Source organism: Kitasatospora sp. NPDC091335, assembly GCF_044757205.1.
In the GTDB taxonomy this organism is placed as follows: Bacteria; Actinomycetota; Actinomycetes; order Streptomycetales; family Streptomycetaceae; genus Kitasatospora.
Map to the genome: position 1 here is coordinate 1 of NZ_JBIVUM010000021.1, position 14969 is coordinate 14969.

Annotated in this window: 9 protein-coding genes; 7 read left to right on the forward strand and 2 right to left on the reverse strand. The window is 74.6% G+C overall.

Annotation, left to right across the window (positions count from 1 at the left end):
* Window positions 1-244: 244 nt before the first annotated feature.
* On the reverse strand, window positions 245-808 hold the full coding sequence (locus tag ACIQOW_RS33175; RefSeq protein WP_401091260.1) for a hypothetical protein: 564 nt from the start codon (window positions 806-808) through the stop codon (window positions 245-247).
* A gap of 254 nt (window positions 809-1062) precedes the next feature.
* On the opposite strand from ACIQOW_RS33175, the gene ACIQOW_RS33180 reads away from it, so the two are divergent.
* Entirely contained in the window at window positions 1063-2991 is a 1929-nt protein-coding gene (locus ACIQOW_RS33180) for a serine/threonine-protein kinase (RefSeq protein ID WP_401091262.1), read from the forward strand.
* Window positions 2992-2993: 2 nt separating this feature from the next.
* Here the strand turns inward: ACIQOW_RS33180 and ACIQOW_RS33185 are convergent, their stop codons facing one another.
* A complete protein-coding gene (locus ACIQOW_RS33185) occupies window positions 2994-3515 on the reverse strand; it encodes an SHOCT domain-containing protein (protein ID WP_401091263.1) in 522 nt (173 codons plus the stop codon).
* A 57-nt stretch (window positions 3516-3572) separates the two neighbouring features.
* Between ACIQOW_RS33185 and ACIQOW_RS33190 the strand changes: the two genes are divergently transcribed.
* The 6 genes from ACIQOW_RS33190 to guaA all read left to right on the forward strand — a co-directional run bounded on the left by ACIQOW_RS33190 (window position 3573) and on the right by guaA (window position 14959).
* A complete protein-coding gene (locus ACIQOW_RS33190) occupies window positions 3573-4703 on the forward strand; it encodes a protein kinase (protein ID WP_401091265.1) in 1131 nt (376 codons plus the stop codon).
* Window positions 4704-4865: 162 nt separating this feature from the next.
* Complete coding sequence (locus tag ACIQOW_RS33195; RefSeq protein ID WP_401091267.1) at window positions 4866-6638, forward strand: protein kinase; 1773 nt, start codon at window positions 4866-4868, stop codon at window positions 6636-6638.
* A 97-nt stretch (window positions 6639-6735) separates the two neighbouring features.
* Window positions 6736-8367, forward strand: a complete 1632-nt coding sequence (locus ACIQOW_RS33200; RefSeq protein ID WP_401091269.1) for a succinic semialdehyde dehydrogenase — start codon at window positions 6736-6738, stop codon at window positions 8365-8367.
* Window positions 8368-8483: 116 nt separating this feature from the next.
* The gene (locus tag ACIQOW_RS33205) at window positions 8484-10322 is read left to right on the forward strand and encodes a GMC oxidoreductase (protein ID WP_401091271.1); all 1839 of its coding nucleotides are present in this window, start codon (window positions 8484-8486) and stop codon (window positions 10320-10322) included.
* 119 nt (window positions 10323-10441) lie between these two features.
* Window positions 10442-12316, forward strand: coding sequence for a hypothetical protein (locus tag ACIQOW_RS33210; RefSeq protein ID WP_401091273.1), 1875 nt, complete (start codon window positions 10442-10444; stop codon window positions 12314-12316).
* A gap of 1047 nt (window positions 12317-13363) precedes the next feature.
* Window positions 13364-14959: a glutamine-hydrolyzing GMP synthase gene (gene guaA, locus ACIQOW_RS33215; RefSeq protein ID WP_188296861.1), complete on the forward strand. Its 1596-nt coding sequence runs from the start codon at window positions 13364-13366 to the stop codon at window positions 14957-14959.
* The last annotated feature ends 10 nt before the right edge of the window (window positions 14960-14969 follow it).

Below are 14969 nucleotides of genomic sequence, written 5' to 3' on the forward strand. Positions count from 1 at the left end.
CCGGACGGCGGTGGCAGTCTGAAAATCACCCGTCACGCCCCTCTCCGGGCCACCCCCTGCGCCGCCCCCGCCCGCAGCGCGTCCCTCTCGCCGGGAGGGGGAAGGGCGGGTGGGTGGGTGGGGACAGGTGGGCGGGTGGGTGGGACAGGGAGGTGGGTGGGACAGGGAGGTGGGCTGGGGCAAAGGGGAAGGGTGGTGGGGGCAGGGGCTGGGGCAGGGGGAGGGGCGCTGGGGGGCTGTGGGGTCAACTTCGGTTGGCGGTACGGCGGGTGAGGAGGAAGCCGCCGATGAGGGCGATGGTGTAGAAGGCGGCGTCGAGGGGGCGGAGGTCCGTGCGCCAGGTGGTGAGGGTGTCGTGGAGGAGGCCGCGGGGGCCGGGGCCGTCGGCGTGGACCAGGCGGAGGTGTTCGGTCAGCTGGCCGAGGAGGAGGGCGCCGGCTGCGAGGAGGGCGCCGAGTGGGGGGAGTAAGCGGCTCTGGCCGCCGAGGAGGCCCAGGGGGAGGGCGACCAGGCCGGCGGGGGCGATGGCCAGCCAGCCGAGGCTGTCGGCGGCGCGCAGGGGGGCGCTTCCGTAGGCCAGGCCGCCGAGCAGCATGGCGAGGAGGGCGAGGGCCACGGCCAGGGCGGTGCGGCGGCGGGGGGTGGTCCGGGGGGTGGGTTCGGCGGGTTCGAAGCCGGGGACCGGGGCGCCTGGCATGCCGGGGGCGACGTAGCCTTCGGGGAAGACCGGGGGTGGTGCGACCGAGTAGTGCCGGGCGGTGTGCGGCCTGGTCGATGGGCCGTCAGCGCCCGGGGCGGGTGCGGTCATGGGCGTCGAATCCCCCCCGGAAAGACGATGAGCTGCCGAACGGTAGCAGTGGCCCGGACAGATCTTGGCGAGTTTTCGATCACAGAACGGGCACGGAGCGCCGCACCCGTTCCGGTTCGTCCCAGGTTGGGGCGGGGGCCGGGTGGTCGCGGACCCTCGGGACAGGGGATGATGGAGGCTTGGGCGTTCGGGACCCAGGTCGGGCCGATGCGCCGTCACCACGACCGCCGGCAGCACATGGGGGAACGTTCCGTATGACCCAGGCGAAGGGTTCCACCGGCCGCCTCCTGGCCGGCCGCTACCGCCTGAACGGCGTGCTCGGGCGTGGCGGCATGGGCACCGTGTGGCGCGCCGAGGACGAGATGCTGGGCCGGACCGTCGCGGTCAAGGAACTGCGGATGAACGCCAGCGTCGACGAGGAGGAGAAGCACCGGCTGATCACCCGGACGCTGCGCGAGGCGAAGGCGACGGCGCGGATCCGGCACAGCTCGGCGGTGACGGTCTTCGACGTGGTCGACGAGGACGACCGGCCGTGGATCGTCATGGAGCTGGTCGAGTCCCGCTCGCTGGCCGACGTGGTGCGGGAGGACGGGCCGCTGGCGCCCGCCCGGGCGGCGGAGATCGCGCTGGACGTGCTGGGCGTGCTCAGCGCGGCGCACGCGCTGGGCATCCTGCACCGGGACGTCAAGCCGTCCAACGTGCTGATCGGCGAGGACGGGCGGGTGGTGCTGACCGACTTCGGCATCGCCAGTGTGGAGGGCGACGCCTCCGTCACCTCCACCGGGATGCTGGTCGGCGCGCCCTCGTACATCTCGCCGGAGCGGGCGCGCGGGCAGAAGCCGGGGCCGCCGGCCGACCTGTGGTCGCTGGGCGGCACGCTGTACGCGATGGTCGAGGGCCGGCCGCCGTACGACCGGGGCTCGGCGCTGGCCACGCTGACCGCGGTGATGACCGAGGACCTGGCCACACCGGCGAACGCGGGGTCGCTGGGGCCGGTGATCGAGGGGCTGCTGGCGAAGGACCCGGCCGAGCGGCTGGACGCCTCGCAGACCCGGTCGATGCTCAAGCGGGTGGTCGCGGAGGCGACCGCGCGGGCCGAGTCGACCACCGAGCACGCGGTGCCGGTGGAGACGTCGGCGGAGAAGTCGGAGGGGTCGGGGAAGTCGGCGGAGGCGGGGAAGCCGGCGGAGGCTTCGGAGCCGGTGGGGGAGAAGCCCGGGGACGGCCGCAAGCGGACCGTGGGCGGGTTGCTGGGGACGGTCCGGGTGGGGAGCCGGGCCAAGGACGCGGAGCCGGTGGCGGAGCCCGCCGAGGCCGAGCCCGCCGCGGCGGGGCCGGAGCCGATCCGGCCGGTGACCAGTGAGTGGACGATGGGCGCGACTCAGGCGGCCGGGGCCGACCCGCGCACCGGACGGCGGCGGCTGGCGATCGCGACCGTGATCGTGGTGCTGCTGCTGATCGCGGGAGTGGTCGCGTTGCTCCAGGCGGTCGGTGACGGGGACGGGGGCTCGAACGGCGCGGCCTCGCAGAGTGCGGGGGCCACCGCTCCGGTGGCGGCCGACACGGATCCGGTGCCGAGCGGGAGTGCGGCGGCTCCGTCCAGCGGGCCCGCCCCCGCGCCGGCGCCCGAGCCCGTCCGGACGACCGATCCGGCCGCGGCGCCGGACGCGCCCGCGCAGTCCGCCTCCGCGCCGGCGGCCCCCGTGGAGCCCCCGGCGCAGCCCACGCCGGGCGGGTCGGTGCCGGCCGGGTACCACGAGTACAAGGACCCGAGCGGCTTCTCGGTGGTGCTTCCGGACGGTCTTCAGCCGACCGGGTCGGACGCCAACCGGCGGATCTTCAAGAACGCGGCGGACGGCAGTCAGCTGCGGATCGAGTGGACCGCCTCGCCGGGTGCGAGCGCGGTCGCGGACTGGCAGGAGTCCGAGCCGAACGTCCGCGGGCAGGTCACCAACTACCAGCGGCTGAACCTGTCGGCGATCAGCTACCGGCAGTGGAGCAACGCCGCGGACTGGGAGTGGACCAACGGCACGCCCAAGACGCACTCGCTCAACCGCGGCTTCGTGACCGGGACGCCGGCCAAGTACGGGTACTCGATCTACTGGATAGTCCCGGACTCCGAGTGGGCCGCGCAGGCCCCGGTCCGGGACGTCGTCTTCGACAGTTTCCAGCCCGCGCCCTGAGGTCAGCCGATCAGGCGCTGCTTGGCGCGGGTGAACTCGTCCTCGGTGAGCGCGCCGGAGGCGCGCAGGGCGGCCAGCCGCTCCAGCTGGGCGATGAGCTGTTCACCGGTGCCGGGTTCGGCGGCGGCCACGGCCTTCGGGGCGTTCCTGGCGGCCCGGGCGGCCGCCCGGAGCTGCTCGGCGAAGAAGTCGGCCTTGACCACGTCCTCGAAACGGTGCGAGCCGGTCATCGCCACCACCAGGAGCACTTCGCCGTTGAGCTTGGTGCGGGTCACGGAGACGTCGCTGACGGCGGCGAGCGGAACCGGTACCGGCGGCTTCCCGTCCTTCAGGAAGAGCAGCCGGTGGGTGGTCAGCACGAGCACTCCCTTGCGGAAGTGGTCGGGGTGGCGACCGGCAGTGGAGGCGACCGGCTTCTCGCCGTCGATCACGGTCGCCTCGACGGCGCGTACGGCCTCGGCCTTGGCTTTGCCGCTGTTTCCCGCGGCCTCGAAGGCGGTGTCGATCAGATCGGTCCAGTCCATGGGGCCGAGCCTAAAGGAGCCGCTCAGTAGGCTGCTCGGTGAGTGAGAGGAACTGGCATGCGAGGCGGCCCCGGGGAACTGCTGGCGGGACGGTACCGGCTGACGGACCGTCCCGGACCGCTGTGCGCCCACGCGGTGGACGATCGGACCGGTGAGTCGGTGCTGCTGCGCGCCCTGGAGCTGCCGGGGGTGCTGACGGCCGCTCAGGACCCGGAGGAGGCGTCCGCGGCGCAGGCGGACCGGCTGGTGCGGCGGGTGGCGGCGGTCGGTTCGGCCGCGCCGGTCGCGCACCCGCGGCTGTTGCGCGGGGTCGGGGCGTTCGTCGAGGACGAGCTGCTGTGGACGGTGGAGGAGCGGCCGGCCGGGGTCACGGTGGCCGAGCTGCTCGCCGCCGGGCCGCTGGCGCCGTACCGGGCGGCCGAGCTGGCGGCGGATCTGGCCGGCGCGCTGCGGGCGCTGCACGCCGCCGGGCTGACCCACGGCAACCTGACAGCGGAGTCGGTGCTGGTGTGCGAGGACGGCGCGGCGATGCTCGGCGGGCTGCTCGCCGGGGTGGCCGAGGAGGCACTGTCCGAGGAGCTCGGCGGGCCCGGCGGGCGGCGCCGCTACGAGGTGCGGGCCACCCTGGTCGGCCCGGTGGCGGAGCGCTGGCCGTTGGACGGCGGCCCGGCCGGCGACTGCTGGGCGCTCGGGGTGCTGGTGCAGCGGCTGGTCGCCGGCCGCTCGCCGTACCCGGAGCGGAGCGTGCCGGAGCTGGTGACGGCCGTACGGGACGGGCGGCGCGAGCCCTCGGTGGTGTGCGGGGCGCTCGGACCGCTGGTGGAGGGGCTGGTGCAGCCCGATCCGGCGCTGCGGCCGACGGCGGAGGCGGCGCGCGGGGAGCTGGCGGAGCTGCTGGCGGGGGCGCCGGAGCCGGTCGACGAGGAGCGGGCGGCGCAGCGTCGGACGGGCGGGGTTCCGGTGCTGAAGCCGGAGGCGCCGCTGGTGCCGCGCACGCGGGGCGGGAAGGCGAGGGGTTCCAGGGTCGGGAGGAGTGCCCGGAAGGGCGGCAGCACCGGGGATCCGGGGGCGGGAAACGGGGCGAAACCGCCGCGGATACCCCCCGCCCTGCTGGGCCCGCTGTTGGTGGGCGGGGTGTTCGTGCTGCTGGTGCTCGGAATCGCCGCCGTGGTGCTGTTCGCGGGCTGACGGTCCGCCTGGATTCCGGCCTTCGGGTCCAGCGGGCGGGCGTGGTTACCGGGGGCGGCGAGGTGCGCTTAATGTGTGCGTGGGATTTGTTCGAACAGTGGTCTGCACCAGGCCCTCCGTCGGCGGTGACGGCAGGCGGAACGTGTGGGGGAGCGGGCGCAGATGGGCGTGCAGGACGGGCCGGAGGCGGCCGAGGCGGAGCGGTTGCTGGCCGGGCGGTACGAGCTCGGCGAGCGGCTCGGCCGGGGCGGCATGGGTACCGTCTGGCGGGCCTGGGACCGGATGCTCGACCGCGAGGTCGCGGTCAAGGAGCTGACCGTCAACCACCTGCCGGAGGAGGACCTCCAGATCCTGCACACCCGGATGAAGCGCGAGGCCAGCGCGGCCGCGCGGATCAAGCACCCCGGCGTGATCACCGTGCACGACGTGCTGGAGCAGGACGGCCGGCCGTGGATCGTGATGGAACTGGTCGACGGCCGCTCGCTGGCCGACGTGATCAGCCAGGACGGCACCCTGCAGCCGCGCGCCGCCGCCGAGGTCGGCAGCCAGGTGCTGGCCGCGCTGCACCGCGGCCACCAGCTGGGCGTGCTGCACCGGGACGTGAAGCCGGCCAACGTGCTGCTGGAGCGCGGCACCGGCCGGGTGGTGCTGCTGGACTTCGGCATCGCGAAGTACGAGGGCTCGACCGAGCTGACCCGGCCGGGCGACCTGGTCGGCTCGCCGGACTACCTGGCGCCGGAGCGCGCCCAGGGCGAGCGGCCCGGGCCGGCCTCCGACCTGTGGGGCCTCGGGGCGACGCTGTACGCGGCGGTCGAGGGCCAGTCGCCGTTCCGCCGGGACTCGCCGATCAGCACGCTCGCCGCGGTGGTCGACGAACCGCTGCCGGAGTCGCGGCGGGCCGGTCCGCTGGGACCCGTGCTGTCCGCGCTGATGGCCAAGGACCCGGCCGAGCGGCCCACCGCGGACGAGGCGTCCAGGATGCTGGCCGAGGTGCAGGCCGGGCACACCATGGGCCTCAAGTCGGTCGCGGCGGGTCGGGTGCCCACCCAGTCGGTGCCGGTGGTGGATCGCAGCGAGGGTTCGGAGGGCGTGGCGGAGCCGGTCGAGGGCTCCGAGGAGCCGACCGAGCCGAAGGCCTCCGGGCCGGCCGGCCCCGCGGTTCCCGCCGTCCCCGTCAGCCCCGCCGTCCCCGCAGGACCGGACACGGACGGGGGCGCGCAGGCAGCCGCCCGGGCGCACACCGGGCCCGTCGCGCCGGTGCCGCACTCCCACACACCCGTGCGCGGACCGGCGAGACGCCGCAACCTGCTGAAGATCGTCGGCATCGCGGTGGCCGTCGGCCTGCTGGCCGCCGCGGGCACCTTCCTCACCACCCGGAACGTGCTGGGCGGTGGCGGCAACGACGACCCGACGCCGACCGCGCCCGCCGAGTCCACCGGGCCGGAGCCCACCAGCGACGCCGGCCCCGCACTGGCGGCGCCCAGCGGCTACCACTGGGTCGACGACCCGGCCGGATTCCGCTTCCCGCTGCCGAACGGGACCCCGTCCTGGCAGCGGATCAGCTCGGGTGACAACCAGATCTTCTACAGCCCCGACGCCAAGGTGCACTACCTCCAGTTCGCCGTGACCGTCGGGCAGTCGGTCAAGCCGCTGGAGCACATGCGGCAGATGGAGACCAGCGTCTCCAAGTCGCTCAGGGACTACAAGCAGCACCGGATGGCCGGCACGGCGGTGAAGGGCCAGGAGGCGGCGGTCTGGGAGTTCAGCTACGCGGCCAAGGAGGGCGGCCGCCGGCGCGCGATCGAGACCGAGTTCATCGGCCAGGACGGCACCAGCTACGCCATCTACTCGTCCAGCCCGGAGCGGGGCAGCGAGTGGAACGAGGCCGAGCAGCGCTTCTACGCGGTGCTGAACAACTTCAGCCCGACCCGCTGACCGGTGGCGGGCGAAGGCGTCCGCTTTCGCCCGACTGCGGCAGATTCTTGTTACCGACGGGTACCGGACCGGCCGTCGAGCGCCTAGGCTGCGCCGTATGTCGGACCTCACAGCAGACGCAGTGGCCACCGAACACCCCGGCGCCGGCAACCCGGCGGCCCCCGGCGGCGGCAGGACCGTCGCGGCGGCCGTCCCGCCGGCCCTGGTCACCAGGCTGGCCGCCGGCGTCACCGCCACCGGCGAACCCGACCTGGTGGAGACCGTCGCCCCGCTGACCGGGGAACGGCTGGCCAGCCTGCCGCGGTCCACCCCGGCCGACGTCGAGGTCGCCTTCCAGCTGGCCCGCCGCGCCCAGGCGGCCTGGGCCGCGCTGCCGGTGCGCCGCCGCGCCGCCGTCCTGCTGCGCTTCCACGACCTGCTGCTCAAGCGGCAGGACGAGGTGCTGGACCTCATCCAGGCGGAGACCGGCAAGGCCAGGCCGCACGCCTTCGAGGAGGTGCTGGCCGTCGCCATGGCCGCCCGGCACTACGGGCGGGCCGCGCACGGGTACCTCAGGGACAAGCGGCGCGGCGGCGCGCTGCCGGTGCTCACCCACGCGGTCGAGGCCCGCCGCCCCAAGGGCGTGATCGGCCACATCTCGCCGTGGAACTACCCGTTGGAGCTGTCCGTCGGCGACGCCCTGCCCGCCTTCGTGGCCGGCAACGCGGTGGTCAACAAGCCCGACACCCAGACCGCGCTGACCGCGCTGTGGGCCCGCGGGCTGCTGGTCGAGGCCGGACTGCCGGCCGACCTGTGGCAGATCGTGATCGGCGACGGCCCGGTGATCGGCCCCGCCGTGGTCGAGCGGGCCGACTACGTCTCGTTCACCGGCTCCACCCGCACCGGCCGCGACGTCGCCCAGCGCGCCGCCGCCCGGCTGGTCGGCGCCTCGCTCGAACTCGGCGGCAAGAACGCCATGCTGGTGCTCGCCGACGCGGACCTCGACGCGGCCGCCGCGGGCGCCGTCCGGGCCTGCTTCTCCTCCGCCGGGCAGCTGTGCATCTCGATCGAGCGGCTGCTGGTGCACCGCTCGGTGGCCGACGAGTTCCTGGAGCGCTTCGCCGCCCGCACCCGGGCACTGCGCCTCGGCGGCGGCCTCGCGTACGGCGCGGACATGGGCTCGCTGGTCTCCGTCCGCCAGCTGGAGACCACCACCCGGCACGTGGAGGAGGCGGTCAAGGCGGGCGCCACCGTGGTGGCCGGCGGGCGCGCCAGGCCGGACCTCGGCCCGTTCTTCTTCGAGCCGACCATCCTCGACGGCGTCACCCCGGACATGGCGGTCTGCGCCGAGGAGACCTTCGGCCCGGTCGTCTCCCTCTACCGCTTCGACACCGAGGACGAGGCGGTGGCCGCCGCCAACTCCACGCCGTACGGCCTGAACTCCAGCGTCTGGACCAGGGACCTGCGGCGCGGCCGGACGGTCGCGGCCCGGCTGCGCACCGGCACGGTCAACGTCAACGAGGCCTACGCGGCCGCGTACGGCTCGGTCGGCTCCCCGATGGGCGGCATGGGCGACTCCGGGCTCGGCCGCCGGCACGGCGCCGAGGGCATCCTGCGCTTCACCGAGGCGCAGACCATCGCGACCCAGCGGCTGCTGCCGATCGCGCCCTCGTTCGGCCTGGACGACAAGCAGTTCGCCGCCGTGATGACCGGCGGGCTGCGGGCGCTCAAGGCGCTGCGCTTCAAGTAGGCCGCCGGCCGGGCAGGTCCCCGGCCAGGCCCCGGCGGCACGCGGGCCCCGCGCTCCGGCGGGGCCCGGACCGCGGCACCCACAGGCAGGTTCACCCGGCGAAGGAGCAGTGGCAGATGGTGCAGTCCGGCGGTGCGGCGGAGTTCGACTACGACGTGGTGGTGGTCGGGTCCGGCTTCGGCGGTTCGGTCGCGGCCCTGCGGCTGACCGAGAAGGGCTACCGGGTCGCCGTCCTGGAGGCCGGTCGGCGCTTCGACCGGGACGAACTGCCCAGGAACTCCTGGGACCTCCAGAACTACCTGTGGGCACCGCAGTTCGGGCTGTACGGCATCCAGCGCATCCACCTGCTGGCCAACGTGCTGATCCTGGCCGGCGCCGGGGTCGGCGGCGGTTCGCTGAACTACGCCAACACCCTGTACGTGCCGCCGAAGGCGTTCTTCGAGGACCGCCAGTGGCGCCACATCACCGACTGGCAGCAGGAGTTGTCGCCCTTCTACGACCAGGCGCAGCGGATGCTCGGGGTCCGGCTCAACCCGACCCTGACCCCCTCCGACGTCCACCTCAAGGCGGCCGCCGAGCGGATGGGTGTCGGCGACACCTTCCACATGGCGCCGGTCGGGGTCTTCTTCGGCGACGGCGGGGACGCCGGGGGCAGCTCCGGGACGGAGCCCGGGGGAGGCGGTGCCGGGGCGGCGCCCGGCGGCGAGGTCGCCGACCCGTACTTCGGCGGGGCGGGCCCGGCCCGCAGGGCCTGCGTGGAGTGCGGCGAGTGCATGACCGGCTGCCGACACGGCGCCAAGAACATGCTCACCGAGAACTACCTCCACCTGGCCGAGCGGGGCGGCGCGGAGATCCACCCGCTCACCACGGTGGCCCGGATCCGGGAGATCGGCGGCGACGGCGCCGACGGGAACCGGGGCTTCGCGGTGGACGTGCGCCGCACCGACTCGCGTTCGAGGACCGACCCGGTGAAGGCGGGCGCGCGGACCATCACCGCGGCCCGGGTGATCGTCGCGGCCGGCACCTACGGCACCCAGTCGCTGCTGCACCGGATGCGCGACGCCGGCCACCTGCCCCGGATCTCCGACCGGCTGGGCGAGCTGACCCGCACCAACTCCGAGGCCCTGGTGGGCGCGCAGACCACCGACCGGCGCTACGGCACCCGGGCGGACTTCACCAAGGGCGTGGCGATCACCTCCTCGATCCACCCGGACGCCAGCACCCACATCGAGCCGGTCCGCTACGGCAAGGGCTCCAACGCGATGGGCGCGCTGTCCATCGCCCAGGTCAGGGGCGGCGGGAAGACGCCGCGCTGGCTGCGCTACCTGGGCAACTCGGCGCTCCACCCGGTGAACTTCGTCCGCTCGATGAACCAGCACCGCTGGTCCGAGAAGACGATCATCGGCCTGGTGATGCAGTCGCTGGACAACTCGATCACCGTCTCGCTGAAGAAGGGGCCGCTGGGCAAGGCGCGGCTGACCTCCTCCCAGGGCCACGGCGCCCCCAACCCGACCTGGATCCCGGCCGCCGAGAAGGGCGCCCAGGCCCTGGCCGACGAGATCAACGGCTTCGCCGGCAGCACCGTCGGCGAGATCTTCGACATCCCGATGACGGCGCACTTCCTCGGCGGCTGCCCGATCGGCGACGCCGCGGAGACCGGCGTGGTGGACCCGTACCACCGGCTCTACGGGTACCCCGGGATCAGCGTGGTGGACGGTTCGGCCGTCTCCGCCAACCTGGGCGTCAACCCCTCGCTCACCATCACCGCGCAGGCCGAGCGCGCCATGTCGATGTGGCCCAACAAGGGCGAGGCGGACCCGCGGCCGGACCAGGGCGGGGAGTACCGGCGGGTCGCGGCCGTGGCACCGGTGCGGCCGGCCGTGCCCGAGGGCGCGTTCGGCGCGCTGCGGCTGCCGTTGCTGCCCGTCCCCGAGGTCCCGAAGAAGGGCGGCTGACGCCCCCGTCCCGGCCGATCCGCCTGCCCCTGCGACCGGTTGACATCCGTTCGGATCCGATGGGATAAACGGGCTCCCGGGGGCACCCAGGGGCTCGTCGAGCGGGGGGAACGCGGTCCATGGCCAACTGCGCATCGTGCGGGGCGACTTCGGGGGAGGGGGCGGCCGCCTGCGGTTCCTGCGGCCGGCCGTTCGCGCCTCCCGCGCCGCCGCAGGCCCCGCCCGCCGTCCCGCCGCCTCCGCCGGGTGCGGCTCCGTCCGTCCCGCCGCCCGGGTACGGGCCGCCGCCCGGGTACGGGCCGCCGTCCGGTCCGCCGCCAGGGGGTGCGCCGGAGTACGGTCCCGGCGGATCCGCGGTCGCCCCGCCCGCCCTGGGCAGCTGCGGCGCCGGGCAGCCGTCCGACCAGGAGCCGGCGCTCCGGCGCCTGCTGACCGGGGCGGACTGGCGCCCGGCGGTCAGGGCGGCCGTCGCGCCGACCCTCGTGCTGCTGGCCGCGGCGCTGATCGCGGCGATCCCGGGCGACTACCGGTACGAGTACTGGTTCCCGTCGGCGGCAGGCTTCGGCGAGCGCTTCGGCGCGTCGCTGTCGATGGCCCTGAACGCGCTCGGCGCACCGTTCCGGCTCGGCCTCCAGAGCCCGATGGCCCGGGACGGGGCCGGCCGGATGGAGGTCGCGTACCGGGTGCTGCCGATGACCGTCACCGCCCTGTGGTGCCTGGCGCTCTGGCTCGGCCTGCGGGCCGGGCTGCGCCGGCGCAAGGCGCTGGAGGGCCAGCTCGGCCGGGGCCGGGCCGCCGGGGAGGCGCTGCGCACCGCCCTGGTCCTCGCGGCGGTGACCGCGCTGATCGGACTGTTCGCCGGTACCCGGTGGCACCCCTCGGGCCGTACCGGCGGGCTGACCTTCGTCGACCCGGGCAGCGGGAAGCCCGGCGGGCCGCTGATCACCGCGGGCTCCGGCTGGCCGGAGGCGGTCGCCTGGACCGCGGTGCTGGCCGGCCTGCTGGCCTTCGTCGTCTACGGCACCGACGCGCTGCGCTGGGCCGCCTGGCGCAACCGCGCGGTGCGCGGCTGGGCGGTGGCCGCGCTGACCGCCGGTCAGGCGATGGCCGTCACGGTGGGACTGTCCTCGGTGGCGGCCTTCGTCCTCGTCGCGGTGAACGGCGAGAGCGGGGCGCGGACCGGCATCTCGCTGGCCTTCCTGCCCAACCTCGGTCTCACCCTGCTCGGCTTCGGCTCGGGGGCGACCTTCCGCTCGCAGTCCGGACTGTTCGAGGACGGCGAAGCCGCCGGGGACTCCTGGCAGGACGGCGACACCGAGACGGAGTTCTCCTTCTTCGACCTCCAGGACCAGACCGCGGACTGGCGGTGGGCCGGCCTGCTCGCACTCCTCGCGGCGGGCCTGCTCGGCTGGGCGGCGTTCCGCCGGCGCCTGGACACCGTCGACCGGCTGCGCCTGGCGGCCGTGCAGGCGGGGGCGCTCACCCTGCTGATGACCTTCGCGGGCACGCTGGTGACGCGGACCACGTCCACCACGGGCTGGGTCGGCTCCGCGCGGACGGAGCTCTCCCAGGAGGAGTCGTCCGGGCTGGTGTTCCTGAGCGTGCTGGTGGCCAACGCGCTCTGGGCGCTGGCCGGCGTGCTGCTGGTGCCGCCGCTGCTGGCGGCCGTCCGGGGCCGGGGCGCGGGAGCGCCGAGCGGCGCCGTCCCGTACGCCGAGTCCCCGTTCGCCCCGTCGCGGGGCTCCGTGCCGTACCCGGCGGTGCCGCCGGAGGTGCCGTACGCGACGCCGGCGCACGGTGTCCCGGCGCAGGGTGCTCCGGCGCAGGCCATGGCGGCGCAGGACGCGCCGTTCGCCACCGGCGGCGGGGTGAGCGAGGTGCTCGCCTCGCACGAGGTGCCGCCCGCCCCGGCCGGCCGGACGCCGGTGTCCGGTGCGGTGCCGCCTCCGGCCGAGGAGCCGGTCGATCCGAGCGTCTGGCGCGAGCACCCCTGAGCCGGGGCAGGCCGGTCCGGCGAAGGCAGGGCCGGAGCAGGACGGCTGAAGCAGGACAGCTGAAGCAGAACGGCTGAAGCAGGACGGTCCGGAAACGGGCAAAGGGCCCCGCGGGGGAACGGGGCCCTTTGTCGTTCAGCACTCGGCGTCAGGGCCGCGCCGGTGCTGGGTGACGGCGCCGGGGGAGGGGCGCCGTCGTGTCGGTCGGCTTCGGGGCGCGCCGTGCGGCTCCGGCGTGGGTGGCCGGCCGCGCGGGGCGCGCACGCTCGTGCGCGGGGGTTCGGCGCGCAGGTCTGCGCCGGTTCCATCGCTCACGGAGCGTGAACTGTAAACCGCTGCCACGGCCCTGCGGCGCGGCTGCGGAGAACGCCGTCGCGGCCTCCTCGGTGAGCCGTGAGGCGCCGGGAGAACCGCTTACAACGAGCATCGTGCTGGACGAAGGGCTCGCTCTGCAACCGGTTCGGCACAGTTCGACGCAGAGCATTTCCTGTCAGGACCGTCGTCGATGATCACGGTGTGTAGCGGCCTGGATGGTTGCGGCGCACGGAGACGCGCGTAGCGGTGCGAGGCGGCGGGGAGTGCGCCTGGGCGTGCGCCGGATCGGACCGGGGGTGCGACGGCCGGTCCCGGGCGTCCCCGGATCCCGGCCGTCCCACCTCTCGGCCCAGTCGCGGCCGGGGTCGCTGTCCCCTGCTGGCCGGCCGCGGCACCCGCGCACGGTCCCACGGAGCCGCGCCCGGCGGGCCGGGCGGCGGCACCACGTGCGCCGGTGGACTGGGATGGAACTCCACGCGTGGTCCTGCATCCGTACGGCGGTGCCCCCGCGGGGGCGGGCGGCGCGTCTGGCGGACGCGCCGCGGCCGTACGTTCGTCAGGAGCAACGAACCGCCGCCCCGCCCGGTCACGGTCCACCGGACGGGCAGACGAGTGAAACCGGACAGCCCGGTAGAATCGGTGTCCAGACACCCCACACCGTCCGCCGCCGCAGCCCCCCGACGGGGAGACGGCCGTGTGCGACACCTCGATACCGCTGCCGGAAGGCCGTCCGTGTCCTCTGCAATTCCCGTCCAGTCCGCGCCGGACAACGACCCCGTCCTGGTGGTCGACTTCGGTGCCCAGTACGCCCAGCTCATCGCCCGTCGGGTGCGTGAGGCGCGGGTCTACAGCGAGATCGTGCCGAGCAGCATGCCGGTCGCCGAGATGCTCGCCAAGAACCCCAAGGCGATCATCCTCTCCGGCGGCCCGTCGTCGGTCTACGAAGAGGGCGCGCCGCAGATCGACCGCGCGATCTTCGAGGCCGGTGTCCCGGTCTTCGGCATGTGCTACGGCTTCCAGCTGATGGCCAAGAGCCTCGGCGGCACCGTCGACAACAACGGCGCCCGCGAGTACGGCCGCACCCCGCTGAGCGTCTCCCGCGCCGGCTCCACCTTGTTCGAGGGCGTTCCGGCGCAGCACTCGGTGTGGATGTCGCACGGTGACGCCTGCTCCGCCGCCCCGGAGGGCTTCGCCGTCACCGCCTCCACCGACCTGGTCCCGGTCGCGGCCTTCGAGAACGACGAGGCCCGGCTCTACGGCGTCCAGTACCACCCCGAGGTGCTGCACTCCGACCACGGCCAGCAGGTCCTGGAGCACTTCCTCTACCGCGGCGCCGGCATCTCCCCGACCTGGACCACCGGCAGCGTGGTCGACGAGCAGATCGCCCTGATCCGCGCGCAGGTCGGCAACAAGCGCGCGATCTGCGGCCTGTCCGGCGGCGTGGACTCCGCGGTCGCGGCCGCCCTGGTCAACAAGGCCATCGGCGACCGTCTGACCTGCGTCTACGTCGACCACGGCCTGATGCGCAAGGGCGAGACCGAGCAGGTCGAGAAGGACTTCGTGGCCGCCACCGGCGTCCAGCTGAAGGTCGTCGACGCCTCCGAGCGCTTCCTGAACGCGCTGAAGGGGGTCAGCGACCCCGAGGAGAAGCGCAAGATCATCGGCCGGGAGTTCATCCGGGTCTTCGAGCAGGCCCAGGCCGAGATCGTCGCCGAGGCCGGCGAGCAGGGCGAGTCGGTCGACTTCCTGGTCCAGGGCACCCTGTACCCGGACGTGGTGGAGTCCGGCGGCGGCGAGGGCACCGCCAACATCAAGTCCCACCACAACGTCGGCGGCCTGCCCGAGGACCTCCAGTTCCAGCTGGTCGAGCCGCTGCGCAAGCTGTTCAAGGACGAGGTCCGGATGGTCGGCCAGGAGCTGGGCCTGCCGGAGGAGATCGTCCAGCGCCAGCCGTTCCCGGGCCCGGGTCTGGGCATCCGGATCGTCGGCGAGGTCACCAAGGAGCGTCTGGACCTGCTCCGCGACGCCGACGCGATCGCCCGCGAGGAGCTGACCGCGGCCGGTCTGGACCGCGAGATCTGGCAGTGCCCGGTCGTGCTGCTCGCCGACGTCCGCAGCGTGGGCGTGCAGGGCGACGGCCGCACCTACGGTCACCCGATCGTGCTGCGCCCGGTCTCGTCCGAGGACGCCATGACCGCCGACTGGTCGCGCCTGCCGTACGACGTGCTGGCGAAGATCTCCACCCGGATCACCAACGAGGTCCGCGACGTGAACCGCGTCGTCGTCGACGTCACCAGCAAGCCGCCGGGCACCATCGAGTGGGAGTGACCACTCCCGC

Coding starts and splice junctions, on each gene's coding strand:
- ACIQOW_RS33175 (WP_401091260.1), bottom strand. CDS start 808: ATGACCGCACCCGCCCCGGGCGCTGACGGCCCATCGACCAGGCCGCAC.
- ACIQOW_RS33180 (WP_401091262.1), top strand. CDS start 1,063: ATGACCCAGGCGAAGGGTTCCACCGGCCGCCTCCTGGCCGGCCGCTAC.
- ACIQOW_RS33185 (WP_401091263.1), bottom strand. CDS start 3,515: ATGGACTGGACCGATCTGATCGACACCGCCTTCGAGGCCGCGGGAAAC.
- ACIQOW_RS33190 (WP_401091265.1), top strand. CDS start 3,573: ATGCGAGGCGGCCCCGGGGAACTGCTGGCGGGACGGTACCGGCTGACG.
- ACIQOW_RS33195 (WP_401091267.1), top strand. CDS start 4,866: ATGGGCGTGCAGGACGGGCCGGAGGCGGCCGAGGCGGAGCGGTTGCTG.
- ACIQOW_RS33200 (WP_401091269.1), top strand. CDS start 6,736: ATGTCGGACCTCACAGCAGACGCAGTGGCCACCGAACACCCCGGCGCC.
- ACIQOW_RS33205 (WP_401091271.1), top strand. CDS start 8,484: ATGGTGCAGTCCGGCGGTGCGGCGGAGTTCGACTACGACGTGGTGGTG.
- ACIQOW_RS33210 (WP_401091273.1), top strand. CDS start 10,442: ATGGCCAACTGCGCATCGTGCGGGGCGACTTCGGGGGAGGGGGCGGCC.